This is a genomic window from Lacinutrix sp. YIN62 (assembly GCF_057219185.1).
The window spans coordinates 108556-133238 of the sequence record NZ_JBXVVH010000002.1; the positions used below are offsets into that span (position 1 = coordinate 108556).

The 24683-nt window shown below is 32.0% G+C and carries 20 protein-coding genes; 8 read left to right on the top strand and 12 right to left on the bottom strand.

Going from position 1 to position 24683, the window contains the following annotated elements; genetic code table 11:
• Window positions 1-58 precede the first annotated feature (58 nt).
• Window positions 59-1432, top strand: coding sequence for an aldehyde dehydrogenase (locus AC2D8I_RS01885; RefSeq protein ID WP_484704293.1), 1374 nt, complete (start codon window positions 59-61; stop codon window positions 1430-1432).
• A gap of 16 nt (window positions 1433-1448) precedes the next feature.
• Here AC2D8I_RS01885 and AC2D8I_RS01890 read toward each other — a convergent pair whose 3' ends face one another.
• The 5 genes from AC2D8I_RS01890 to AC2D8I_RS01910 form a co-directional block, all read right to left on the bottom strand.
• Complete coding sequence (locus AC2D8I_RS01890) at window positions 1449-2267, bottom strand: sensor histidine kinase (RefSeq protein WP_484704294.1); 819 nt, start codon at window positions 2265-2267, stop codon at window positions 1449-1451.
• The gene (locus AC2D8I_RS01895) at window positions 2260-2910 is read right to left on the bottom strand and encodes a hypothetical protein (RefSeq protein ID WP_484704295.1); all 651 of its coding nucleotides are present in this window, start codon (window positions 2908-2910) and stop codon (window positions 2260-2262) included. Before AC2D8I_RS01895 ends, AC2D8I_RS01890 begins: the two co-directional genes overlap by 8 nt.
• Before the next feature lie 69 nt (window positions 2911-2979).
• Window positions 2980-3372 (bottom strand): hypothetical protein, encoded by a 393-nt coding sequence (locus AC2D8I_RS01900; RefSeq protein WP_484704296.1) that lies wholly within the window; start codon window positions 3370-3372, stop codon window positions 2980-2982.
• 293 nt (window positions 3373-3665) lie between these two features.
• The gene (locus AC2D8I_RS01905; protein ID WP_484704297.1) at window positions 3666-4886 is read right to left on the bottom strand and encodes a peroxiredoxin family protein; all 1221 of its coding nucleotides are present in this window, start codon (window positions 4884-4886) and stop codon (window positions 3666-3668) included.
• A 101-nt stretch (window positions 4887-4987) separates the two neighbouring features.
• Complete coding sequence (locus AC2D8I_RS01910) at window positions 4988-7012, bottom strand: endonuclease (RefSeq protein WP_484704298.1); 2025 nt, start codon at window positions 7010-7012, stop codon at window positions 4988-4990.
• 288 nt (window positions 7013-7300) lie between these two features.
• Here AC2D8I_RS01910 and pheT point away from each other — a divergent pair, with 288 nt between their 5' ends.
• The 3 genes from pheT to AC2D8I_RS01925 all read left to right on the top strand — a co-directional run bounded on the left by pheT (window position 7301) and on the right by AC2D8I_RS01925 (window position 10435).
• Window positions 7301-9727, top strand: coding sequence for a phenylalanine--tRNA ligase subunit beta (gene pheT / locus AC2D8I_RS01915; RefSeq protein WP_484704299.1), 2427 nt, complete (start codon window positions 7301-7303; stop codon window positions 9725-9727).
• 5 nt (window positions 9728-9732) lie between these two features.
• A complete protein-coding gene (locus AC2D8I_RS01920; RefSeq protein ID WP_484704300.1) occupies window positions 9733-9921 on the top strand; it encodes a hypothetical protein in 189 nt (62 codons plus the stop codon).
• Window positions 9922-10192: 271 nt separating this feature from the next.
• Entirely contained in the window at window positions 10193-10435 is a 243-nt protein-coding gene (locus AC2D8I_RS01925) for a putative signal transducing protein (protein WP_484704301.1), read from the top strand.
• Between the two features lie 108 nt (window positions 10436-10543).
• Here the strand turns inward: AC2D8I_RS01925 and AC2D8I_RS01930 are convergent, their stop codons facing one another.
• Window positions 10544-12163, bottom strand: a complete 1620-nt coding sequence (locus AC2D8I_RS01930; protein WP_484704302.1) for an ABC-F family ATP-binding cassette domain-containing protein — start codon at window positions 12161-12163, stop codon at window positions 10544-10546.
• Window positions 12164-12409: 246 nt separating this feature from the next.
• Between AC2D8I_RS01930 and AC2D8I_RS01935 the strand changes: the two genes are divergently transcribed.
• From AC2D8I_RS01935 to hutI, 3 genes are all read left to right on the top strand, one after another.
• The gene (locus AC2D8I_RS01935; protein ID WP_484704303.1) at window positions 12410-13864 is read left to right on the top strand and encodes a TlpA family protein disulfide reductase; all 1455 of its coding nucleotides are present in this window, start codon (window positions 12410-12412) and stop codon (window positions 13862-13864) included.
• 71 nt (window positions 13865-13935) lie between these two features.
• Entirely contained in the window at window positions 13936-14229 is a 294-nt protein-coding gene (locus tag AC2D8I_RS01940) for a hypothetical protein (protein WP_484704304.1), read from the top strand.
• Between the two features lie 120 nt (window positions 14230-14349).
• The gene (gene hutI / locus AC2D8I_RS01945; RefSeq protein ID WP_484704305.1) at window positions 14350-15585 is read left to right on the top strand and encodes an imidazolonepropionase; all 1236 of its coding nucleotides are present in this window, start codon (window positions 14350-14352) and stop codon (window positions 15583-15585) included.
• 314 nt (window positions 15586-15899) lie between these two features.
• On the opposite strand, the gene AC2D8I_RS01950 is transcribed toward hutI, so the two are convergent.
• Window positions 15900-16793 (bottom strand): chromosome partitioning protein ParA, encoded by an 894-nt coding sequence (locus AC2D8I_RS01950; protein WP_484704306.1) that lies wholly within the window; start codon window positions 16791-16793, stop codon window positions 15900-15902.
• 128 nt (window positions 16794-16921) lie between these two features.
• On the opposite strand from AC2D8I_RS01950, the gene AC2D8I_RS01955 reads away from it, so the two are divergent.
• Window positions 16922-17953 carry a formimidoylglutamase gene (locus AC2D8I_RS01955; protein WP_484704307.1) on the top strand — a complete coding sequence of 344 codons (1032 nt, stop codon included), beginning with the start codon at window positions 16922-16924 and terminating at the stop codon, window positions 17951-17953.
• Window positions 17954-18023: 70 nt separating this feature from the next.
• Here AC2D8I_RS01955 and AC2D8I_RS01960 read toward each other — a convergent pair whose 3' ends face one another.
• The 5 genes from AC2D8I_RS01960 to coaBC all read right to left on the bottom strand — a co-directional run bounded on the left by AC2D8I_RS01960 (window position 18024) and on the right by coaBC (window position 24669).
• Window positions 18024-19751 carry an FG-GAP-like repeat-containing protein gene (locus AC2D8I_RS01960; protein WP_484704308.1) on the bottom strand — a complete coding sequence of 576 codons (1728 nt, stop codon included), beginning with the start codon at window positions 19749-19751 and terminating at the stop codon, window positions 18024-18026.
• 191 nt (window positions 19752-19942) lie between these two features.
• Window positions 19943-20764 carry an enoyl-ACP reductase FabI gene (locus AC2D8I_RS01965; protein WP_484704309.1) on the bottom strand — a complete coding sequence of 274 codons (822 nt, stop codon included), beginning with the start codon at window positions 20762-20764 and terminating at the stop codon, window positions 19943-19945.
• A 99-nt stretch (window positions 20765-20863) separates the two neighbouring features.
• Window positions 20864-22516 carry a DNA repair protein RecN gene (gene recN, locus AC2D8I_RS01970; RefSeq protein ID WP_484704310.1) on the bottom strand — a complete coding sequence of 551 codons (1653 nt, stop codon included), beginning with the start codon at window positions 22514-22516 and terminating at the stop codon, window positions 20864-20866.
• A 61-nt stretch (window positions 22517-22577) separates the two neighbouring features.
• Window positions 22578-23465: a type IX secretion system protein PorD gene (gene porD / locus AC2D8I_RS01975; RefSeq protein ID WP_484704311.1), complete on the bottom strand. Its 888-nt coding sequence runs from the start codon at window positions 23463-23465 to the stop codon at window positions 22578-22580.
• Window positions 23458-24669 carry a bifunctional phosphopantothenoylcysteine decarboxylase/phosphopantothenate--cysteine ligase CoaBC gene (coaBC, locus tag AC2D8I_RS01980; protein ID WP_484704312.1) on the bottom strand — a complete coding sequence of 404 codons (1212 nt, stop codon included), beginning with the start codon at window positions 24667-24669 and terminating at the stop codon, window positions 23458-23460. The genes porD and coaBC overlap by 8 nt, the downstream gene beginning before the upstream one ends.
• Window positions 24670-24683: the final 14 nt, after the last annotated feature.

Here is a 24683-nt window from a genome sequence, read left to right on the forward strand (position 1 = left end):
TACAGGAAAGAAATAAATTAAGACTAACTAGGCACCTAGCTATATACAATTAAGACATATGATCCCCCAATTAATAAAATCACAAAAAGCGTATTTTAAAACCGGAGAAACTAAATCTATTTCCTTTAGAAAACAGATCTTAAAACGTTTAAAAGCCGAGTTAATAAAACGTGAAACTGAGATTATTTCAGCATTGTATAATGATTTCAAAAAGCCTGCTTTTGAATCTGTGGTTAGCGAAACAACAACAGTTATTGCGGAGTTAGATTTAACTATAAATAAATTAGGCAAATGGGCCAAGCCCAAGCGGGTTACGCCTTCGCTTTTAAATTTTCCTTCTTCAGATAAAATATATTCAGAACCCTATGGTACGGTTCTTTCTATTGCACCATGGAATTACCCATACCAGTTAGCACTTACCCCTTTAATTGCCGCAATTGCAGCGGGAAACACGGTTGTAATAAAACCAAGTGAATTAACGCCAAACACGTCTAAAGTTATAGATGCAATTATAAAAACGGTTTTTAAACCCGAACACGCCTGTGTAGTCATGGGAGGAGTGTCTACTGCTACAGAATTACTTTCTCTACGCTGGGATTATATTTTTTTTACTGGAAGTGTTTCTGTTGGTAAAATAGTAGCTAAAGCAGCTGCAGAACACTTAACGCCTACTACTTTAGAATTGGGAGGTAAAAACCCTTGTATAATTGATGAAACAGCCAACATAAAATTAAGTGCAAAACGTATTGTATGGGGGAAATTTTTAAATGCAGGACAAACGTGTATTGCTCCAGATTATATCTTAATTCATAAGCGTGTAAAGCAACAGTTTTACGATGCTTTTAAATCTGAAATTGAATTAGCATATTCCAATACTCCTAAACAATCTGAAGACTTTGCAAGAATTATAAATCGCAAAAACTTTGAACGCCTAGAAAAAATGTTACACGATGAACACTGTGTACTAGGCGGTGAAACAGATGTTAACACCTTATACATCTCTCCTACTGTAATTGATGAGCCTAAACTGGATAGCGAGGTTATGAAAGATGAAATTTTTGGTCCTATCCTTCCTGTTATTTCTTATGAAAATGATTCTGAAATAGAAACTATTATCACAACTTACGATAAGCCATTGTCTTTATATGTATTTAGCACACAAGCTTCAAAATCTAAAAAATTAGTGCAAACATTTTCTTTTGGAGGAGGTGCAATTAATGACACGGTCATTCATTTTGTTAATCATAAATTACCATTTGGAGGTGTTGGTAACAGTGGTATAGGTGCTTACCATGGTAAATTCTCTTTCGATACCTTCTCACATAGAAAAGCTGTGGTAAAAAAAGGAAATTGGCTAGATTTACCATTTAGATATGCCCCATACAAAGGCAAACTAAAACTCATTAAACTTATTTTAAAATGGTTGCAATAAAAACACTGCACTCCCTTTATTTATATAAGTAATTTAATTCTAGCGTAACTCCTTCGTCTTTTTTAGAGCTTAAATTATAACTAGTATTTATTAAGGCGGCTCTATTTTGCATATTTATAAGGCCAGATCCTTTTTCAGCACTCGCGATATCAAAGCCTTTGCCATTGTCTGACGCTATAATCTTTAATCCCTTTTCGTGATAGCTTAGTTTTATCACTAATCGTGTTGCTTCGGCATACTTTACTGTATTCGAAATAAACTCTTGAATAATCCGAAATAAGATAATACTGTCTTTATTTTTATTGAACGCTTGCTCATTCCCTTCAACACTAAACTCTGTTGGTAATAACTTCAACTTATTTAAGCGTTTAACTTCATTTTCGATAGATTCTTTTACCCCTTTATTAGCTATAACATCGCTATTTAATGATTTTGAAAGCGCTCTTAACTCACTTAAGCCCTCCTTTACAGCTGCTTTAGTTTCTACAAAAGATTCTTTAATATCCTCAGGTACCTGCATACTAAGAATACTCAAATTCATATTAGCTACAGATAAAATTTGACCGACATTATCATGTAATTCTTGACCAATATTTTTAAGGGTTTGTTCTTGTATTTCTAACTGTGTTTGCGATAACGCTTCTTCAAATATTTGCTGTTGCCTTATCTTTTCTAGAATTAATTTATTTTTTCGTTTTTGAAACACAATAAAAAAGAGAATAATTAACGTACAAACAATCAACAATACGCAAATCATATAAGTTAACAAATACCGTTCGGCGGCAGAGGATACTGGCCTTTTTAAGTGTTGTAAAAAAAAGAAAAGATTAGTCATTATTAGGGGTAGAAAAAATTAAACCAAAAGTGAATACGGAATACATAAATACATTAGAAAACAAATAGATTTGCCATTTTAAAAGCACAAAATTCAAATCCCACTTCCCAAAATAAATATCGTAAAATACCAAAGGGGTAATTATTAACCACCATATTAATATTGCAGCACTAATATAAAAATTCAACGATTTATAAAAGCTTAGAATCTCTTCACTTTGTAAAATTTGAATAAAATAAAGGACGGTGCAAATAAAAATCACAATAGCACCTAAGACACTTATAATAGGAAAAAACTTGATAAAGAAGTCTTGAAAATGAAATAGAATGTATAATACAGAAGTTACTAAAAAAACAATCCCACTATATTTTACAATAAACTTATCTCTATTATTATTCAAAATCTTATAATAATAGAATACAAAAAAAAGAATAGCTCCAACAAACCAAGTCAATGTAAACCACCAATGGTTTTTTTCAAAACAAGTACCATTTAAAAAAGCTAAAAAACCATCTCCTGTTGTATATTTAGCATATAATCCAAATACATCACAAAAAACAAGATACACAAGAAACCAAACAAAAAATTTGGCCGCTGTAAGCTTATACTTCTTATAAAGAAACAAACCCGTGACAGCTGCCATAACCTCAACACTATATGTTATAAAACTATAATTCTGTTTTAAAAATTCTTCCAATTATTAAAACTAAATTTACTGTGGATATTTAGCACTAGGCGGGTTTCCTGCACTACCTGCATTTAAAACATCTCCGTTTGGAATATCTCCTTTCCCTGCAGTTTTAGCTGCTCCAGCCTCATTAGAATAACCTGTAGGCGCTATAAATAAAGACGTAGAACCTTCTTTTACATGTACACCTTGATATACACGCACACCATCCATAGTGTAACCTAATTTATCAGCTTGATATTCTGCGTAATTCAAAAAGTTACGCATATCTTCTAATGACCACCAAGAGGAACGATTGTCTTCTTTTTTTACACAATTGCACACGGCTTTATATCTTTCATCAAAAGCAGCATCTAATTGTTTTGCTTCTTCTGAAGATATTACTCCACTTGGTTTGATAATTTCTTTTGACATCATTTTTATTTAGGGATTATAAAATATCAATACATTAAAAATTAATAGATTTAGAATCTACCATATAGCGCATTCATTTTAACTTTTTAAAATTTAATGATTAGTATTTTTTGTTAATAATAGCATATTAAAAATCTAAATGTAGGAAAAAAGATGTTAAAATGCTATTTTTAACCTTACGAAACTTAAAGTAAGAAGTATCCTACCACTTCTATGGGTTAGTATTCAATATTATATCTTTATTATGTTTAAAAAAAATTATTCACTTTTATCAACAAAATGAAGCTCCCTTCGTATTATTCATTCAATAGCTTATTAACAAAACTTTCGAATTCCGTTTTAAACACCGTAAATTTATCTCCCGTTGCTGGACCATTAAATCCGGTATGTATTTTACGTACTTTTCCTGTTTTATCCACAAATACTGTTGTAGGATAACTCAACACGTGATTTAACATTGGTAATTTCTCTTGCGCTTTAACTTTACTCGTTGACCCCTTTTGCGCAAGTAATATTGGATATTCAATACCGACTCTATCTGCTAAGCGTTTAATTTTAGAAAACGCGGCCTCATCTGTTTTTGCATATTCAAAAGCTAAAGCTACTATTTCTATATCTTTCGCTTTATTATTTTTATAATATTCTGCATAGTATTTGCTTTCATCTAAACAGTTAGGACACCATGTTCCCATAATTTGAACTAAAACCACTTTATTTTTAAAACGCTCATCTGTTAAAGAGACATCTTTACCATTGGCATCTGGAAAAGTAAAAGCTAAACTATCGTAACCTTCTTTTAAATATGTTAAGTCATTTGAATCTGGTAATTCGTAAGTCGGGTTTCGTTTTGCTACAAAGGGCTCTTTCCAATGATTTCCGGAATAAAAAACACCATTCATAGTAGAATCGGTAACCGTAGCTGTAAAAAGAAAAGCATGTGCTCCATCAAAAGTAGACATTTGCATTTTATCTCCATTAACAACACCTTCAAGAAAACGATAATCGCCTGTTTCTGTTCTAAATGTCCCAGTTACTGTATTTCCCTTCTGCGTAAAAATACCTTTAGCAATATATTTATCGTCTGTTTCTGGACTAAAAACAGTTTCCCATTGCCCAGTAAGATTTGCTTTTGCTTTTCCAGAAATATCAAAACGACTCTCTTTTTTTTCGGCAGAAAAAGGAACTGTTCTATTTAATCCTGCTTTTACAAAATTTCCATTTAAAACTTCATTTTCAATCTTGGCAACTAAATACCCTTCAAAAACAGGCATTTTTATAAATACAGAATCCTTTTTATAAGTTATTTCATCTACATCAATTATTTCCTCGGCATTATATACTTTTAGTTTATTTTCGTTTTCTACCTCAAACACAAAGGGCATTCGTTCCTTTTCACCGATCTTCAATTCAGCTCTATAAAGCCCTTTAGTTAACTTTTCAGTTGTATTTTCAGCCTTCGTCTCTGTTTTACAAGAGACTAAAGCTAGTAAAAGAAATGACAATAATAATTTATACATAATAATACATTTTTAAGAGTAATCGAATAAACAACAAATTACTTACAAATAAAAAAGCGCAACCATAAAGTTGCGCTTTAAATATGAGATTATCTGTTCTTTTATTCCTTAATAATCTTTTTTTGAATCGTATGTTGCCCATCATTAATATGTATAATATAAACTCCCGATTTCAAACCATCAATAGTCATTACTTTGTTAAAAGTGCCATTTGTTATAAATAGCCCTGTAATAGTATAGATCGTATAATCTACAACTCTATCATCTTGCATTTCTACAACTAAATCAGACCGCTTAGTATATACTGCAGCATCAAAACCTAAAGGCGTTGCCTTCAATCTATTTTCAGCAGACTTAAAATCATTAAGCATTAGCCTTGCTGCTCCACCAATATTCACCGTGTAATCTTCTACTTCTCCATAAGAAATAGTTTCGCAAGCCGTTTGCGCACGCTCCCATTTCATAGAAACGCGCATTCTTGTATGGCCAGACAAAGCTGTACTTGGCACATTGAAATTATAAGATAAATTACTCGTATTTGTTGTACTGGTTGTAACCACTTCTTCTAAAGTTTCAAATATTCCATTTTTATTAAAATCTATCCATACTTTTAAAAACTCTGTATACGGTGTTCCCGAAAAACCAACGCTTAACACAATGGTATTTGCCCCATACGGTAAATGGCCTATTTGGTTAGTAAAATTTCCATAGCCTGAGTTCGTTGTTGTTTCATTAGAAATGCCTCCTATTCCAACAAAGTCTATATATTCAAAGCTAGAATTTTCGCCTTCAGATTCACAATAGCTTATAGGTATTGATTCTGATGTAGAATCACTTTCGGAATTTTCAACAACATGTGTTCCCAAACCACTAAAGGTATTAACATTAAAAACATCCCAATTGGTAGCTATATATGTTATATTTGGGACACTAATATTAGCTTTTCGTCTTAATGTTTTGTCTTTGGCAAAATTCGAACTCCCACCATTATAAGTCCCTACAATATCAATCAAAACATTATTTTTAAATAATCCAACAGCATCATTTCCATTAAAAGCTAAGGCACTGTTACTCGTTGTTGCATTGGCATTAGAGGTTATTGCAGACGTTGCGTTACTATTCGCTACTACGTACACCTTTCCATTTGTTAAACTACCGCTTAATGCATACCCTGTACTCCAACTTCCAGCACCATTAGTTTGTCTTTTAATCACATATTCAGAAAGGTTAACTGCTGCGCCTGTGTAATTCGCTATTTCTATCGCTTTATTATTAGACGTTCCTTCAATATACTCAGATATAAATAACTCTGAGCTTACTCCTGTATTGCCTCCTGTTTCTGTTCCAAAGCGATCTTCGGCTTGTGGTCCACCCCAAATATTGGTAGCTAAGGCAGGGTTATCAATAAAAGGATTTCTATTGCCTTGAATTTCGACTATCACAGCATTCCTTTGATCTTCAAATGCATTTACAGGGTCATCCACATTCCATTGTAAAAATAAATCTATCATATTAGCATCGCTAACCATAGTATTTCCTACGCCCACATTTCGCGGTAAACAACGTTCGCCGTAACGTAAGTACATAAACATCATCATACGAGCAACATCTCCTTTCCATTCATCTCCTGGATAAAAATACCCTTGCGATGTAATACCAGAATCTCCACTACCATCGGCAAATTTCCGATTGCTTCTTGTGCCATTCATTTGGCCGTCTGCAGCGCGCATATGGTGCGCATCACTTCCTGGACCTGAGCTTCCTAAATTAGGCATCCCAAGAGAACGCGCATAAACATGCTCCCTATTCCAAAGCCCCACATTACCGCCATAGTCATACTTTTCTCTTGTTCTATCTGTTTTAGCAATACCATCGGTATCATTACTCCCATAAATAAGTAACACCTTATTTGCATTACCGGGGTCTAAATCTGCCTGTTGTAAAGCATTCCAAACTCCTGGAGTATAATTTATAAAGGTTGTATGCGTGCTAATAACCTTAGTGGCAAGATCATTTTTTAAAACCTCTCCGGTTTGCGTTAAATCGATATCATTATAATACGCAGGCACTTGAGAGAAGCCCATCGCAGACAATAACAACAACGCAATAAGTAATTTGTTTTTCATTTTTCGTTTTTTTAGTTATATTTTATTTTTTCGAGCAATTTAGTTCCTATTTTCAAAAAGAACTCCGTCTTTTTCAGTTTAGATTCTAAACTAATTCGTATTAAACGATAACATGCTATCTTTAGGTTAATTAAAGGTCAAGAAACTGTTAACAACTATTTTTGAAACAAAAGGCTTTTTTCAATTTCAAGAACTCTCAACTATTCTTATATTTGCGGTCTTTAAATACCGATACCTTAAAATAAGGCGATGGTATTTAACAATTTAAAAACACTTAAACATCTATCGATGAAAATTTCATATAACTGGTTAAAACAATTTATCAAAACAGATTGGTCACCAGAACAAACAAGTGAATTACTTACCGATCTTGGTCTTGAAGTTGAAGGCTTGGACACCTACCAAAGTGTAAAAGGAGGATTAGAAGGCGTTGTTGTAGGCGAAGTATTAACCTGTATACAGCACCCAAATGCAGACCGCTTAAAAGTTACCACTGTTAATATTGGAAAAGAAACGCCTGTACAAATCGTTTGCGGCGCACCAAATGTAGCTGCTGGCCAAAAAGTGCCTGTTGCCACAATAGGAACAACATTGTACACTGAAGAAGGTGAAGCTTGGACTATAAAGAAAGGTAAGATTCGTGGAGAAGAAAGTCATGGGATGATTTGTGCCGAAGACGAATTGGGTTTAGGAAAATCGCATGATGGGATTATGGTACTCCCTGAAGACCTTATGGTTGGTACTGCTGCCGCTACATTATTTGATATTGAAAACGATCAGGTTTTTGAAATTGGTCTAACACCAAATAGAGCCGATGCAATGAGTCATTTTGGTACAGCTCGTGATTTAAAAGCAGGTTTACAGCACAAGGATATTACCTTAGAATTAATCACACCTTCAGTGAGTGCATTTCATGTAGACAGCAGAACCTTAAAGATTGATGTAGACGTTTTAAATAAAAAATTAGCCCCACGTTATTGTGGCGTTTCTATTTCGGGAATAAAAGTTGAAGAATCACCGACATGGATACAACACCGTTTAAAATCTATTGGATTAACGCCTGTAAACAATGTAGTAGATGCAACAAACTACGTATTACATGAGTTAGGACAACCATTACACGCCTTTGATGCTAATAAAATCTCCGGAAATAAGATTGAAGTAAAAACAGTAGATGCTGGTACAAAATTTACAACTTTAGATGGTATTGAGCGTGAATTACATGAGGACGACTTAATGATTTGTGATGCGCAAAAACCACTTTGTATCGCTGGCGTTTTGGGAGGTTTAAATTCTGGCGTTTCAGAGCACACAACTAATATCTTTTTAGAAAGTGCTTTTTTTAACCCTGTGAGTATTCGTAAAACGGCTAAACGTCATGCCTTAAATACCGACGCTTCTTTTAGGTTTGAACGCGGAATAGACCCTAATATTACAGAATATGCTTTAAAACGTGCTGCACTTTTAATTCAAGAAGTTGCTGGTGGTGAGATTACAAGTGATATTTCTGATGATTATTCAAATAAAATAAAAGACTTTCAAGTACATATTACTTTCGAAAAAGTAAATAAATTGATCGGACAAGAAATCCCAAGGGAAACTATAAAAAGTATTTTATCCTCTCTTGATATTAAAGTTAACAACGTTACAGAAACAGGCTTAGGATTAACAGTTCCTGCCTATAGAAATGATGTACAACGAGAAGCTGATGTTATTGAGGAAATATTACGTGTTTACGGATATAATAATATAAAAACCACAACGAAATTAAATGCTTCTATTTCAAACTCTTCAAGATTTGAAGATTATAAATTGCAAAACATTGTAGGCAATCAATTAGCCTCTCAAGGGTTTTATGAAATTATGAGTAACTCATTAACAACTCCTAATTATATTAACCTTAGTAAGCAGCTAAAAGACGAACATAATATTACGATGCTAAACCCTTTAAGTAACGACCTCTCCGTTATGAGACAGTCCTTATTATTTTCTGGTTTAGAAGCTGTAGTACACAATATTAATAGAAGAAATAGTGATTTAAAGTTCTTCGAATTTGGTAAAACCTATCATAATTATAACGATACACGAGAAGAATACAAACACTTAACACTTTTTACTACAGGAAACAAAACGAAAGAAAGCTGGAGTATGACACCTTCTAAAAGTGATTTCTTCTTTTTAAAAGGAACGATTATAGCCCTTTTAGAACGTTTAGGCATTAGCCGCTACAAAGCAGCTCCTATTAAAAATGATATTTTTAGTGAAGGGCAACAATTTGAGCAAGGTAAAAGATCACTTGTTGCTTTTGGTATGGTAAAAAACTCTATTTTAAAACACTTTGGAATAACTCAAGAGGTCTGTTATGCCGATTTTAACTGGGATAATATTATAGAGGTTGCTAAACATAATAGCATTACATTCAAAGCAATCCCTAAATATCCCGAGGTAAGGCGTGATTTTGCGTTATTATTGGATGATCAGGTTACTTTTGAACAAATACATCTTATTGCAAAACAAACAGAAAAACAATTGCTTAAAAACATTAGTTTATTTGATGTCTATCAAGGCAAAAACCTTCCTAAAGGAAAGAAAAGTTATGCTGTAAGTTTTACATTTCAAGACGAACGTAAAACATTAACAGACAAAGTCGTTGATAAAATCATGAACAAATTACAAGCTAACTTTGAAAATAAACTTGGAGCTGAATTAAGGTAATAACTATGGACGAAGCAGCACAAAAGCATAAAAACACCTTAAGCTTAGTATTAGGTTTTGTATTTATAGGGTTTGGAGCATATAGACTTTACAGTCATTTTTTTACTGAGGCCAATTATAGTAACCTAAGACTAATCCTCTCTATTGCACTTATTGGATTTGGCATTAATAGCTTGTATAAATACTTCAAATAAACACTATTAATCAGCATAACAAATAATTATTTAAGCATAATAAAAGTAAGCCTTTTTGAGTTTTCAAAGAGGCTTTTCTATTCTAATAAGTTTCTCTTTTTTAATATTAGCACACGTTATAATATTATAAATTTATCTCATTTTTATAGTACAAAAAGCAGTTTCAAAGCCCCTTATTCACATAACTTTAACGCATTAAACCGTTCTATAAACTGTAATTTTTCACTATTTTTTTCGTATATTTAAGAGTAACCTTTAATACAAATAACAGATGACAGATTCTAATTATATAAAAGTATATACAGGTAATTCTATTGTTGTTCAGTTAATAATACAACGCTTGGAAGAGATTGGCATAAATCCTGTAGTAAAAGATGAAACTGAATCTGGGAGACTTGCTGGTTTTGGTGCTACATTACCAGGCTTACCAGAAATTTATGTTCACAAAAATGAAGCAGACAAGGCTACAGTTATTGTTGAGCATGTACGCTCTGAAATGGAAGTCAATGAATGAGGTATATAATTTCTAAACACTTTAATTAAAAAAAAGGATCAGAATTTAAATTCTGATCCTTTTTTAAATTTTTAATTCTATTAGCCTAAATGATAAATATACAACGCTTTATATGGTATACATTTTTTCTCTTAATGCTTTAATCTTTGGATCTTGCATATAATCATCAAAAGTAGTAAACCTATCTATAACACCATTAGGCGTTAACTCTACGACTCTATTAGCTACAGTTTGTGCAAACTCATGATCGTGGGTAGAAAACAACACCGTTCCTTTAAAATTCTTTAGCGAATTATTAAAAGCTGTAATACTCTCTAAATCTAGGTGATTTGTTGGCTCGTCTAACTGAAGTACATTGGCTCTAGTCATCATCATACGTGATAACATACAACGTACTTTTTCTCCTCCAGATAATACTGTAGATTTTTTAAATGCCTCTTCTCCACTAAAAATCATTTTCCCCAAAAACCCGCGAATATTTACTTCTTCACGCTCTTCTTCTGTCTTAGCCCATTGACGTAACCAATCGATTAAAGTCAGATCATTATCGAAAAACTCACTGTTATCTAAAGGCAAATATGACTGTGTAGTTGTAACTCCCCAAGCAAATTTACCAGCATCTGCTTTCTCTTTACTATTCAAGATTTGATAAAAAGCTGTTGTCGCTCTAGAATCTCTTGAGAACAAGACCACTTTATCGCCTTTGTTTAAGTTCAAATCTATGTCTTTAAACAGTACCTCTCCTTCTATAGACGCCGTTAAACCTTCCACATTTAATATTTGATCTCCTGCTTCTCTATCGCGTTCAAATATAATCGCTGGATAACGACGTGATGTGGGTTTAATTTCATCTATATTTAACTTATCTATCATTTTTTTTCTACTTGTTGCCTGCTTACTTTTTGCAACATTTGCTGAAAAACGACGGATAAACTCTTCGAGTTCCTTTTTCTTTTCTTCGGCTTTCTTATTTTGTTGAGAACGTTGTCTTGCTGCCAATTGAGAAGATTCATACCAGAATGTGTAATTCCCAGAAAAATGATTAATTTTCCCAAAATCTATATCACTAATATGTGTACAAACGGCATCTAAAAAATGTCTATCGTGAGATACTACTATAACACAATTATCATAATTGGCTAAAAAATGCTCTAACCAACCTATAGTTTCATAATCCAAATCATTGGTAGGCTCATCCATAATTAAAACATCTGGATTTCCAAAAAGGGCTTGTGCTAATAAAACACGTACTTTTTGTTTACCATCTAAATCGGCCATTAAGGTATAATGCAATTCTTCCTTTATCCCTAAGTTAGATAACATTGCTGCAGCATCACTATCTGCATTCCAACCATTCATTTCTTCAAACTGTACTTGAAGTTCCCCTATTTTCTCTGCATTCTCATCGGTATAATCTGCATAAAGTGCATCAATTTCAGATTTAATCTTAAACAAAGGTTGATTGCCTTTTATTACCGTTTCTAATACCGTATCCTCATCGTGTTTATTGTGATTCTGCTCTAATACAGACATCCGTTTTCCTGCCTCCAAATGTACGTGTCCTGAGGTAGGATCCATCTTACCAGATATTATTTTTAAGAATGTGGATTTTCCGGCACCATTGGCACCTATTATTCCATAACAATTGCCATTGTTGAACGTTGTATTTACTTCGTCAAAAAGTACACGTTTACCGAATTGTACTGATAGGTTTGAAACTGATAACATTACTGCTGTTTTATTTTTTTGCAAAAGTAAAAAATTACTTCCAAAAAGCCGATACAAATCGGCTTTATAATAATACCTCAAATAAACAGCAAAAAACAACTTAAACTATAACGTAGCTTACTTTTATATAGTGTTTTAATCAATTTATTAAAGTTTTTATTCAATTTAACAACGCATTAACATCAACCCAAAGATTCAAAACATATTTTTGTTTTACTAACTCACATTTATCCTATAGAATACGAAATGAATTTTAAATCATTTTACATATTGTTAATAGTCTCGTTATCACTTATTACGTGTAAGAAGCCTATTAAAGAAAATAAAAACAATCATGCGTATATAGGTGGCAAAATAATTAATCCAAATCCAGATTCAAATTTCATAGTATTAAAAAAAAATAACGCAACCCTTGATTCTATTCCTTTAGATCATAACGATAGCTTTTCTTATAAATTTACAAATGTAAAAGCTGGTTTATATAAGTTCTTTTACGGTAAAGAATACCAATTCATTCTTTTACAACCTAATGATAGTTTACTCTTACGATTAAACACCTTAGATTTTGACGAATCGCTTGTTTATACAGGAAAAAGAGGTGCTAAAGAAAACAATTATCTAATGGATATGTTTCTTGAAAATGAAAAAGAAGATTTAAATAAAAAGATGTTGAAAACTTGTCAATTAGACCCGGTTCCTTTTGAAAAGAAAATCAACGCCATACGAAATGAAAGCCTTCGCAAATTAAAAAAGTTTATACAAAAAAATAAAACGTCAGCGTTATTTTTTAAAATAGCAAAGGCTAATATTAATTATAAATACTATACCTATAAAGAATTTTACCCTTTTGCGCATTACAGCAAGACTAAAATGGAAATATTCAATAATTTGTCAGACAATTTTTATGATTATAGAAAGAACATTAATTATTGTGATGACATGTTAAAAGGCTATGAACCCTATAGCATTTTTTTAAAATGCCATATAGATAACATCGGGTATGAAGAGCATCTTAAACATTCTATAGATGGCAATTACAATAAACACTCTATAGATTATAATATGGATAAATTAACCGCTATTGATAACTATTTTAATAGTGAAGAAGATATCAAAAACAATTTATTGTATCATACCATTATAAAATTTATTGATGTTTCAAAAGATACCAAGGGTTATGATGAACTATTTAAATCTTTTAAAGAAAAATGTTCAAATCAAGAACTTATTACTAAGGCAAATAATGTTATAAATTCTTATAAAAACCTAAAGCCTGGTCAGAAAATTCCTTCAATACCTTTATTGAATATAAATAATGAAGAAATAGATCTTGCAACCTTAATAAAAAAACCTACAGTTATTTATTTTTGGACGGAACAAAATCGAAATCATATTATCACTTCTCATAAAAAAATAAAAGAACTCGAACTAAAATATCCTAAAATTGATTTTTTAGCAATTAACATCGATTCTATTTCTAATAAAAAACAATCGAATATATTAAAACGTTATGGACTAGCTAACAATAACGAATACCGATTCAAATTCCCTAAAGAATCCAAAGAAACTTTATTTGTACGCCCGCTAGTTAAAGTATTTTTAGTAAATAGAAAACAAGAAATTGTGGACCCTAAAGCTAATATGTTTTATGTGCTTTTCGAAAAAAAATTACGAACCTTAATAGACAAACAACAGTCTTAATTATTTTAATAAATTAATAGAATAGCTTTCTTTTTCACTTTACTCTAGTAACCCTATTATTTCTTGTACTTATGATTCAGACTTTAAACGCTCCAAAATTCAATATCGCCATTATAATACTTTTTGAAATTGTAACGTGTAGCATTTCTTTTAGCGCAGATTATTCTGGAGCCGGAATGGCCTCGGTTATTATAAAATGGATACCCGCTATTATTGGAATTACCACCTTGTTTGCTTACTTAGTTTCCAGATTAATTATAAGAAAATTCAATTGGGTAATTAGCTTAATTGGTATCCTAACAATGCTTTTTGTTGCAATAAACATTTACAATACTGACTTTTCTCAAGATGGCTTTTACTTCTAAAAAGCGACTTGTTTTGACTTAAGTTTATATCACCCCCTTTTTTATTATTGTTAGTTACTTCTTTTTTCTAAATTTTTGTTCCTAAATTTATACCCTTAATCACGTTTTACAGAACTTAACATGTCTATATTAATAACCAACATAAAAGAATTACTACAAATTAGAGACTCTGGAATTTTAAAAGTTTCTGGAAATGCTATGAAAACGCTTCCTAGTCTTAAAAATGCATACCTTTTAATAGAGCAGGATACAATTGTAGATTTTGGGGCAATGGATGCTTGTAAAGGGATTACCGCAGATAAAGTTATTGATGCTACAGGAAAAATAGTTTTACCCGCATGGTGTGATTCACATACTCACATAGTATATGCTGGTAATAGAGAACAAGAATTCGTTGACCGTATTAATGGTTTAAGCTATGAAGAAATCGCAAAACGAGGAGGAGGCATTTTAAATAGTGCAGAAACTTTGCAAAACACGAGTGAAGACAAACTATACGAACAATCTATAAAACGTGTTAAAAATGTAATGCAATTGGGTACAGGAGCCATCGAAATAAAATCTGGCTATGGCTTAACAACAGAAGCTGAACTAAAAATGCTTCGTGTTATAAAAAGGATACAACAGGAATTTCCTTTAAAAGTAAAAGCTACATTTTTGGGCGCACATGCTTTACCTAAAATTTTTAAAGACAATAAACAAGGGTATCTGGATCTTATAATAAAAGATATGCTACCGCATATAGCAAAACACCAATTAGCAGATTATATAGATATTTTTTGTGAAAAAGGCTATTTTTCTCTTGAAGACACCGAGCAAATATTGTCTGCTGCCAAGCAGTATCATTTAATTCCTAAAATACATGTTAATCAATTTAATGCGTTTGGAGGTATTGCTCTAGCGGTAAAACACAACGCATTAAGTGTAGACCATTTAGAAGAACTGAATACTGAAGATATTGATGCGCTAAAAAATAGCGATACTATGCCTGTAGCACTCCCTTCATGCTCCTTTTTTCTTAGTATTCCTTATACTCCTGGAAGACAAATTATAAATGCAGGGCTTCCTTTAGCTTTAGCAACAGACTACAACCCGGGCTCTACGCCTTCTGGCAATATGAATTTTGTAGTAAGTACTGCTTGCATAAAAATGAAATTAACGCCTGAAGAAGCCATAAACGCCGCAACTCTTAACGGTGCTTATGCTATGGGTATTTCAAATGAGTATGGTAGTATTACTAAAGGTAAAAAAGCGAACCTTATCATTACAAAAAAGAGCCCTAGTTATAATTACTTACCGTATGCTTTTGGAGATAATCACATCGATCAAGTTATTATAAACGGAGCATGTCTCTAACTTTAATTTAAGTCCCCTTTCAATACAGTATCGCTTTATAAATAAAGCTACTAATCGCCTTTGTAATTATATTAAGAAAGTTGTTTTATGGCAGCAATTCAAATAAAAAAATTCTATTAGTTTTAAAAGAAAGCCAAAGCAGCTGTTTCTGTAAGTATCGTTTTAAAACAATGAATCCAAAAGGCTATATGAAATATTAGATGACTTTATGTAGGATTTCGCGTCAATAAAAAAACCCAAAAGTAATAGCACTTACTTTTAGGTTTTTTATAAATGGATAATTAATTAACACTACATAAAATCTATGCGCGCTATTATTTTAGAGTAAACTGAGTGGTAGAAACTAATTCTTTACCGTTATATACATTTATTTTATAGTTTCCTTTCTCAAATTCTTTTTTCCCTTTTTTATTAATGAATTCACAAACGTCTAGATTACTATTTTCATAATTAAACTTACTTATTATACTATAACTAAGTCTTTCACCTCCATAAATTATTTGATCATTAGCACCTAATATATCGCCTTTGGGATCTACAACCTGTACATATAATTCTTGATCACCAGCTTTTACTAATTTATTTTTAGCTACGGTATAGCATATTCTAATCTTATCACTACGTTTTGCTCTTTCGGTAGGAATTAATTTTCCTGAAGTACGTTCTATAACTCCAAATCCTTTTAAGTTCACTGTACTTAATACAGATGCATTTTCTACTACAGTTGCTAAAGCTGTATTTTGTACTAAAAGAGAATCTGTAAACATTGTACGCTCTTCCAATTGTATTTGTGTACTATCTAAAGATATTGCTAACGAATCCTTTTCAATTCTAAGCTTCTCATTTTCGGCTAATAAAATGCCCATTTCTTTTTGAAGAGATAAATATTTCTTTTTGTATCTCCATAAACTTTTTATGTTTGATTCTGATATACTTAAAGAATCAATCAATCCTTGAATACGCGTTTGAGCATCTACCAAATCCTGATTTACGATAGCGTTTTCGTCTAATGCTTCTGTGTATTTAGCATTTATATTTGTAAGGTCTTTCATAAGAGAGGCTTTCTCTTCAGTAAGTTGTTTTTCCGACTCTTGTTTTTCTTTATATAACCTATAGAAAGATGTAGAAAAAATTGCTGCACCAATAAATAGTACAACTGCAATACCTAAAGCTACTTTTAAACCAATACCCTTTGTCTTATTTGTCATAATTTTTTGTTTTTATAGAATCTGATTTATCCTATATTTTTATTGTTATTATTTTAAATTATTTTTTAATGTTTTAAATAAATAAAACTGTAATTTTATTCAAATTTAAACCAACTTTAAAACTCAATATGGATAAACTTGTTTTACTTGACCGCCCGAAAGTAAAAAAAATACTTCACAAACGTAAAGGAGAATCCAAATTTGGTGAACATATTCACTTATTAGAATCAACCATTAACATATACGAAACTGTTAAAAATTTAGACGTCAAGTATGTTATTTTCGGCCTACCTGAAGACATCGGAGTGTTCGCAAACCACGGTAATTCAGGAACTTTAGGTGCTTGGAATGCTACAATTAAAATTTTGTTAAACCTACAAAGTAATGCCTTTACACATGCAAATGAAGTCTTAATTTTAGGGCATTTAGATTTTGAAGAATCCCTAAATATTTTATCTAAACTAGATCAAAATAACATTAAAGACATACAAAAAGCCAGAAAACTCGTTGAACTTATTGACAAAGAAGTTAGTGATCTTGTCTTTAAAATTGTTAGTTCTGGAAAAACCCCTATAATAATTGGAGGCGGTCATAATAATGCTTATGGAAACTTAAAGGGAGCCTCTTTAGCATTAAAACGCCCCATTAATGCTATAAATTTTGATGCACATACCGATTTTAGAGCAACAGAAGGCAGACATAGCGGAAATGGCTTTTCCTATGCACATACAGAAGGGTTTTTAGCCAAGTATTTTGTTTTTGGTTTACATGAAAACTATACTTCCCAAGCGATACTCAATACCTTTGCCTCTGAAAAATCTTTAGATTATAACAGCTATGAAGCTATAGAAGTAAGAAAAGAATTAAAATTCAAAGCAGAGATGAAACGTGCTTTAAAACACATCTCACATAAACCTTTTGGTATAGAAATAGATTGTGATGCTATTGAGAATATAAAAAGCAGTGCTAAAACACCCAGCGGTTTTTCTGTAAATAAGGCTAGACAATTCGTTCACTTTTTCGGAAACCAACATAACGCTTGTTATTTACATATATGCGAAGCTGCTCCTTCAAAAAAAAACGCCTCCCAAATAGGTAAACTTATTAGTTATCTTATAACAGATTTTATTAGGTCTAATACTACAACTCCTTCATTGTAATAGTTAATATAAACCCTAAAAAAACCTCTAAAATAAAGTTATTTAGAGGTTTTTTAGGGTTTATAATGTCTCATTTTTTTATAAACTTATGAATACTATCGTCTTCCTGCTCCTTAAATAATTTAATATAATACACACCTTGAGGTAGTTTTGAAACATTTATACCATAAGATAAAGACGCATTAGAAAGGCTATTTATAATTTCTACTCCTAATGAATTATATATTACAGCATTGTTTATTTTAGTATTTAAGTTAAGAAACAATATATCTGCTACTGGATTTGGAAATATAGCAACTGTATTCTCTTGAGTAAATTGATAAACCCCTAAAGTTCCTGTACCTTCTACTATATTTAACACTTGATTCCCTGTTACATTATAAAAAACATCTTCAATACCACTTAACCAGTTTACTTTTATATAATCTACATTGTCATTACTCCCTAAGCCAAAAATCTCTGTCCCTGAGTTTTGACCTAAATAGCCTTCGCCACATAAAGTATACCGATATTGCTTACTCCCATTAATTGAGATTTCTATAAAAGACCCTATCCCATCTCTATTACTGTGTACCCCTTGCAATTTCACTTTAAGCCAATTGTTGGTTGTGACTGTTTCATTCTTCCAAATAAACACATTTTCATCATTGGCATTACTAACTATTATTTCTGGCAAACCATCATTATTAATATCGCCAATAGCATTAGAATAACTTTCTCTTGTATCGTTATTAAAACTAGAATTGAGTAACGAAAATGTTCCTGAACCATCATTTTCATAGAATGCAGCGGATAATAAATTTGGATTGGACCCCGTAAATAAACCGCTTACATATAAGTCTAAATCCATATCATTTTCTGCATCTAAAAAAACAGCTCCCCAAGCAACACTATTAAATGTGGTTCCATTACTAATTGCCACATTACTAAAAGTTTCATTACCATTGTTTTTTAAAAAGACATTGCCTGATGGCGTATTAGTAACATAAATATCTAACCAACCATCATTATTATAGTCGTCTACGGTTACAGACATAGCATCTATTGCCAAGTCTGTATTAGAAGAAAGGCTAACATCTATAAACGTTCCATCGCCATTATTTTTATAGAGTACATTTTTATTTTCTATTCTATCATTAGAGACGTAAATGTCTTGCCATCCATCATTATTAAAATCAAAAAAAGCAGCACAAAAAGACAAATCACTTACAGTTAAAAGCCCTGCTTCCTCACTAACATTTTCAAAGGTACCATCGCCATTATTTTTATACAAATAGTTTGGAATAGACTCGTTAACATCTCTATTACTTAAGAATACATCTAAAAAGCCATCTCTATTATAATCGCCCCATGAAGCGCCATACGTTGCGATATTCGCTATTGGTAATTGAGACACAACTGTAATATCTGTAAAATTAAGATTCCCGTCGTTTTGATAAAGTCTATTGCCACTAATATTGCTAGTAACATATAAATCTTGATCGCCGTCATTATCAAAATCAACCCAATTTACTTGTTTGTTCTGAAAATTGTTACTCGGTATATTAAGTACTTCTTCAACAAAACTACCATTTACATTTTTAAAAAAACGTAATGGCTGTCCTGACTCGGTTGGTAATGTTATATCATCCCACCCATCGCCATTATAATCAAAAAAAGTAATTCCATTTCCAATTGGAGTGTCTCCACAAGAAGTTCCTAAACCTAAAGAAGTAGATGCTTCTGCAAAACTAACCTGAGCTTTTAACGAATTGAAAATTAACACAAAAAATACAAATACAGTAGCTTTATAAAACATTTAAAACAGATATTAATATTATTTAACAATATATAACATTAATTCATCATTACAGAATACCTATTTAAAATTCGATAAAGAATAAAAAAAAACGTTAAAACAGCAATAATTTATTATTTTTTTTGTGTAAAAAAAGCCTCAAAACGGTAACCGTTTTGAGGCTTTTTTTATATTTAAATTCTTAAGTTTTATTATTCTTGAGCCGCTACAAAGGCATCCATCACAGCATCGCTAACTCCCATATTGCTAAAACCACCATCATTATATAAATTTTGTAATGTAACGCGTTTTGTTAAATCACTAAATAAAGTTACGGTATAGTTTGCGCAATCTAATGCTGTTGCATTTCCTAATGGAGACATTTTATCTGCATAAGAAATAAAACCGTCAAAACCTTTTACTCCTTGCCCTGCGGTAGTTGGTGTTGGAGATTGAGAAATTGTATTTACACGTACTTTTTTATCTCTTCCAAAGAAATAACCGAAGCTACGTGCTACACTTTCTAGGTAAGCTTTATTGTCTGCCATATCATTATAATCTGGAAACACGCGTTGGGCAGCCATATAGGTTAAAGCCACTACACTCCCCCATTCATTCATTGCATCTGCCTTATAAAGTGTTTGCATTACCTTATGAAAAGACATTGCAGAAACATCTGTTCCTTTTTGTGTCCAATCGTATTTTTGATCGGTATATGCTCTCCCTTTACGCACGTTTACAGACATTCCTATAGAGTGCAATACAAAATCGATTTTACCTCCTAAGATTTCCATAGCTTTTTCTACAAGATTGTTTAAATCCGCTTCAGAAGTTGCGTCTGCAGGAATAATTTGAGATCCTGTTTTTTCTGCAAGTTCATTAATTTGACCCATTCTCATAGCTATAGGTGCATTTGTTAATACAAATTCACCGCCTTCTTCGTGAACACGCTCTGCTGTCTTCCAAGCAATAGAATTAGAATCCAGTGCTCCAAAAATAATTCCCTTCTTTCCTTTCAGTAAATTATATGACATATTATGTTATATTTAATTGATAAGTATATGGTTTGTTTTATTATTTTTTGTTTCCAAAGTTATAAAACTTTCTCTTTTTTTAGTTTAAACTTTGTTTTTCTAGTTTAGTAACTGTTTAGCATGTGCTATAGCTGAACTAGATAAATCGGTTCCTCCCAGCATTTTTGCAATTTCCATCACACGTTCTTCTTGATTCAGTTTTACTAAATTTGTAACTGTTATGTTCTTTACATCTTCTTTATACACTTTAAAATGTGTATGCCCTTTGGCTGCTATTTGCGGCAAATGTGTTATACTAAACACTTGCGTAGTACTGCTCATTTGCGCCATAATATCTCCCATTTTATTAGAAATTTCGCCAGAAACTCCTGTGTCTATTTCATCAAACATTATGGTTGGTAAGTTAATATATTGCGTTAAAATAGATTTTATAGCGAGCATTATTCGAGATAACTCCCCTCCAGAGGCTGCTTTTTTTAAGGGATTAAATTGCCCGCCTTTATTTGCAGAAAACAGAAAGGATAATTCCGCTTTTCCATTATTGAAATAAACTTCTTTTGGCTCTAAACTAATATCAAAACGTGCATTTTGCATCCCTAAATTAGACAATATTTTTTCAAGCTTATTTTTTAACCTAGGTATAGCTGTTAATCGCTTTTTATGTATTTTATCTGCTAGGACATCTAACTTAGATTTCACTATTGCTATGGCGGCCTCTTTCTCCTGAATTTTAGTATCTACACCTTCTGTTTCAGACACTTTTTGCATAAGTTGCTCTCTTATTTTAATTAAATCAGAGATGTCACTTACAACATGCTTTTGCATTAAATCATTAAGCTTGGTCAACTTTCCACTGACTTCCAATAACCGTTTAGGGTTTACCTCTAAATTACTTTGAAGCCCTTCCAGTTCCCCATAAACATCGTCTAACTCTATTAAACTACTATTTACTCGACTAAAAACGTCTTTATAATTTATAGATAGATTTGAAGCATTTTGAAGTGTATTCTTCAATGCTGTTAATGTATTTAAGATGCCTATTTGTTCTTCTCCCATCAACTGTATTGCTTCAGTTAATTTTTCTTGAAGCATCTCTACATTATTTAATATTTCATACTCACGCTCCAAGTCTTCAAGCTCATTTTCTTTTAAATTAACTTCTACAAGCTCTTTAAGCAAAAAAGTATTATAATCATGTTCTTTTATTGCTTCTGCTTGAAATGTCTTTAAAGCTTTTAATTCCTTATTTAGGTTTTTGTATGATGAAAGCTTTGTTGCATATTGCTCAAGTCCTTTTTTATTCTCTGCTAATGCGTCTATTACTTGAAATTGAAAAGCATCGTCTACCAGTTGTAAGGTCTCGTGCTGCGAATGTATATCTATTAAGTGTTTCCCTAATAGTTGCAAACTACTTAAAGTTACTGGAGTATCGTTAATGAATGCTCTAGACTTTCCTGAAGGTAAAATCTCGCGTCGTATGATTGTTTGCGAGTCAAAATCAAGATCATTCTCATTATAGAGTGCCTCTAGATTATAATTTGTAACATCAAACGTTGCTTCTATAATACATTTAGCATCCTTATCACGCAAACTACTTAAATCGGCTCTTTTTCCTAATATTAAGGATAGTCCTCCTAATAAAATAGATTTTCCTGCTCCAGTTTCCCCTGTTATAATAGTAAAACCTGTATTAAAGTTTACTTGAAGGGAATCTATTAATGCATAATTTTTTATGGATAGTGAGCTTAGCATCTTTTTATTGAAGGTTATCGGTTTTACTTCTTTTTTTAAAGATTTATTAGTCTGGTAATTTTTAAAATTTGATCGTTCTCCATTTACTAGAATAAGTTGGAGCGACTCTATTTAAAACATCTACTAACTTAGATATATCTACACTAGGCCCTCCAGAAAATACACTTTCAATCTCATCGGCTTTGGCATCAAAAAATACTCGCGATAAATATGAATTTGGTCTTCTATCATTCATTTTCTTAAAGGCTATTAGAGCTTTAGCTATTTCATTCTTCCCGTTCTTAACATCATCACTCATTATATCTAAACCTAGTCTATGGTACTTATACATTATTGTTCTAAACTCTCTGTATGTTGGAGACAATACATTATCTATCAATTCAAATCTGCTTTGCGTACCATTTTCAAACTGCCAGCCTTTATAACTCTCTTGCTGCGAGTAATTGGCTATTTTTTGTGCTTGAACAAAATATGGTGTTCCTCCATTTTCGGTAAAAGATTCGGCATCTAAGCCTAATATCATATAGATGTGAAAGGCTAATACTGATATTAAATTAGATTCAAATTGATTTTCATTATACACTAGATTTTGAAACTCTAAGTATTTAAAATTGAAATTTTCATCGTTAACATTATAAATTGGAGTGCTATATGTAGAACCATATACCGGTCTTGAAGATTGTACTTGTATTGAGGCCTTAAAATTCTCTCCTGAATATTCTTGTATATTAATTGCGATATTACATGCTATTCTTTCTTGTAGTTCGACTTTTTTCTGAGTCCATTTTGTCTTATTAATGAATTCCTTTAATTGATTCTCTAATGTTTTAAAGACCTGATTATTTTCATTCCCTGTTAATTGCGCATTAACAATAACATTACAATTTAACTCTTGAGAAAAGCCAAGTGTGCAAAAGCACAACACAAAAAGAATTAGAATATTACGCATTTAATTTTGTTATTATTTCGCCCATTAAATCCTTAGCAACTTCAACTTTAGATTTTAATGTATAAGCTGTTACGTTATCATTATTATCGATAATAGTGACCTTATTAGTTTCACCTTTAAAACCAGCTCCTTTATCTTGTAACGAATTTAAGACAATTAAATCTAAATTCTTCTTTTTTAGTTTTCCTTTTGCAAATTCCAATTCGTTATTTGTTTCTAAGGCAAAACCAACCAATAACTGCTGATTTTTAATAGCGCCTAAAGAGGCTAAGATATCTTTTGTTTTTTCTAACTCTAATGTTAACGTTGTATCCTTCTTTTTTATTTTATGATGAGACACTTCTTTGGGTTTATAATCTGCTACAGCCGCAGAAAGAATAGCGATATGAACACTATTAAAATGTTCGTGTGCTACTTCGTACATCTCTTGAGCACTTACTACAGGTTTTACCTGTATTAAACGGTGTGTTACTTTTTGATGTGTTGGTCCTGTTATTAAAATAACTTCTGCGCCTAAATTTGCTGCTGCTTTAGCGATTTCAAATCCCATTTTTCCGCTAGAATGATTGCCTATAAAACGCACAGGATCTATGGCTTCATAAGTAGGGCCTGCTGTTATCATTACTTTCTTTCCTCGAAATGGCAACTTATCTAAAATATCCTTTTCCATAAAGGACACAATATCTTCTGGTTCTGCTAAGCGCCCTTGCCCTACCAAACCACTTGCTAATTCTCCTGAGGTTGCAGGAATCATAATGTTCCCAAAGGTTTCTAGTGTTTTAAATGTTTTTAATGTTGAAGGGTGCTTATACATATCCAAATCCATTGCAGGAGCAAAATACACAGGGCATTTTGCTGAAAGATAGGTCGCTAACAATAAATTATCGCAAATACCATTTGCCATTTTAGACAATGTATTTGCTGTTGCTGGCGCTATTATAAAATAATCTGCCCAAAGCCCGAGCTCTACATGGTTATTCCATATCGCATTCTCATCCTCTTGGTTATAAAAACGAGATTCTACTGGATTTTTGGATAGTGTGGATAACGTAAGAGGCGTTACAAAATCTTTAGAAGCAGGTGTCATAACAACTTTTACGTTTGCACCTGCTTTTATATATTCTCTTACTAATGAAGCTGTTTTATAAGCAGCAATACCCGCACTAATACCTAGCAGTATATTCTTGCCACTTAGTATAGACATAGTATATTTTAGTC

Coding starts and splice junctions, on each gene's coding strand:
- AC2D8I_RS01900 (WP_484704296.1), bottom strand. CDS start 3,372: ATGATGTCAAAAGAAATTATCAAACCAAGTGGAGTAATATCTTCAGAA.
- AC2D8I_RS01935 (WP_484704303.1), top strand. CDS start 12,410: ATGAATTTTAAATCATTTTACATATTGTTAATAGTCTCGTTATCACTT.
- AC2D8I_RS01920 (WP_484704300.1), top strand. CDS start 9,733: ATGGACGAAGCAGCACAAAAGCATAAAAACACCTTAAGCTTAGTATTA.
- pheT (WP_484704299.1), top strand. CDS start 7,301: ATGAAAATTTCATATAACTGGTTAAAACAATTTATCAAAACAGATTGG.
- hutI (WP_484704305.1), top strand. CDS start 14,350: ATGTCTATATTAATAACCAACATAAAAGAATTACTACAAATTAGAGAC.
- AC2D8I_RS01895 (WP_484704295.1), bottom strand. CDS start 2,910: ATGGCAGCTGTCACGGGTTTGTTTCTTTATAAGAAGTATAAGCTTACA.
- AC2D8I_RS01940 (WP_484704304.1), top strand. CDS start 13,936: ATGATTCAGACTTTAAACGCTCCAAAATTCAATATCGCCATTATAATA.
- AC2D8I_RS01890 (WP_484704294.1), bottom strand. CDS start 2,267: ATGACTAATCTTTTCTTTTTTTTACAACACTTAAAAAGGCCAGTATCC.
- AC2D8I_RS01965 (WP_484704309.1), bottom strand. CDS start 20,764: ATGTCATATAATTTACTGAAAGGAAAGAAGGGAATTATTTTTGGAGCA.
- porD (WP_484704311.1), bottom strand. CDS start 23,465: ATGCGTAATATTCTAATTCTTTTTGTGTTGTGCTTTTGCACACTTGGC.
- AC2D8I_RS01950 (WP_484704306.1), bottom strand. CDS start 16,793: ATGACAAATAAGACAAAGGGTATTGGTTTAAAAGTAGCTTTAGGTATT.
- AC2D8I_RS01925 (WP_484704301.1), top strand. CDS start 10,193: ATGACAGATTCTAATTATATAAAAGTATATACAGGTAATTCTATTGTT.
- recN (WP_484704310.1), bottom strand. CDS start 22,516: ATGCTAAGCTCACTATCCATAAAAAATTATGCATTAATAGATTCCCTT.
- AC2D8I_RS01905 (WP_484704297.1), bottom strand. CDS start 4,886: ATGTATAAATTATTATTGTCATTTCTTTTACTAGCTTTAGTCTCTTGT.
- coaBC (WP_484704312.1), bottom strand. CDS start 24,669: ATGTCTATACTAAGTGGCAAGAATATACTGCTAGGTATTAGTGCGGGT.
- AC2D8I_RS01930 (WP_484704302.1), bottom strand. CDS start 12,163: ATGTTATCAGTTTCAAACCTATCAGTACAATTCGGTAAACGTGTACTT.
- AC2D8I_RS01960 (WP_484704308.1), bottom strand. CDS start 19,751: ATGTTTTATAAAGCTACTGTATTTGTATTTTTTGTGTTAATTTTCAAT.
- AC2D8I_RS01910 (WP_484704298.1), bottom strand. CDS start 7,012: ATGAAAAACAAATTACTTATTGCGTTGTTGTTATTGTCTGCGATGGGC.
- AC2D8I_RS01885 (WP_484704293.1), top strand. CDS start 59: ATGATCCCCCAATTAATAAAATCACAAAAAGCGTATTTTAAAACCGGA.
- AC2D8I_RS01955 (WP_484704307.1), top strand. CDS start 16,922: ATGGATAAACTTGTTTTACTTGACCGCCCGAAAGTAAAAAAAATACTT.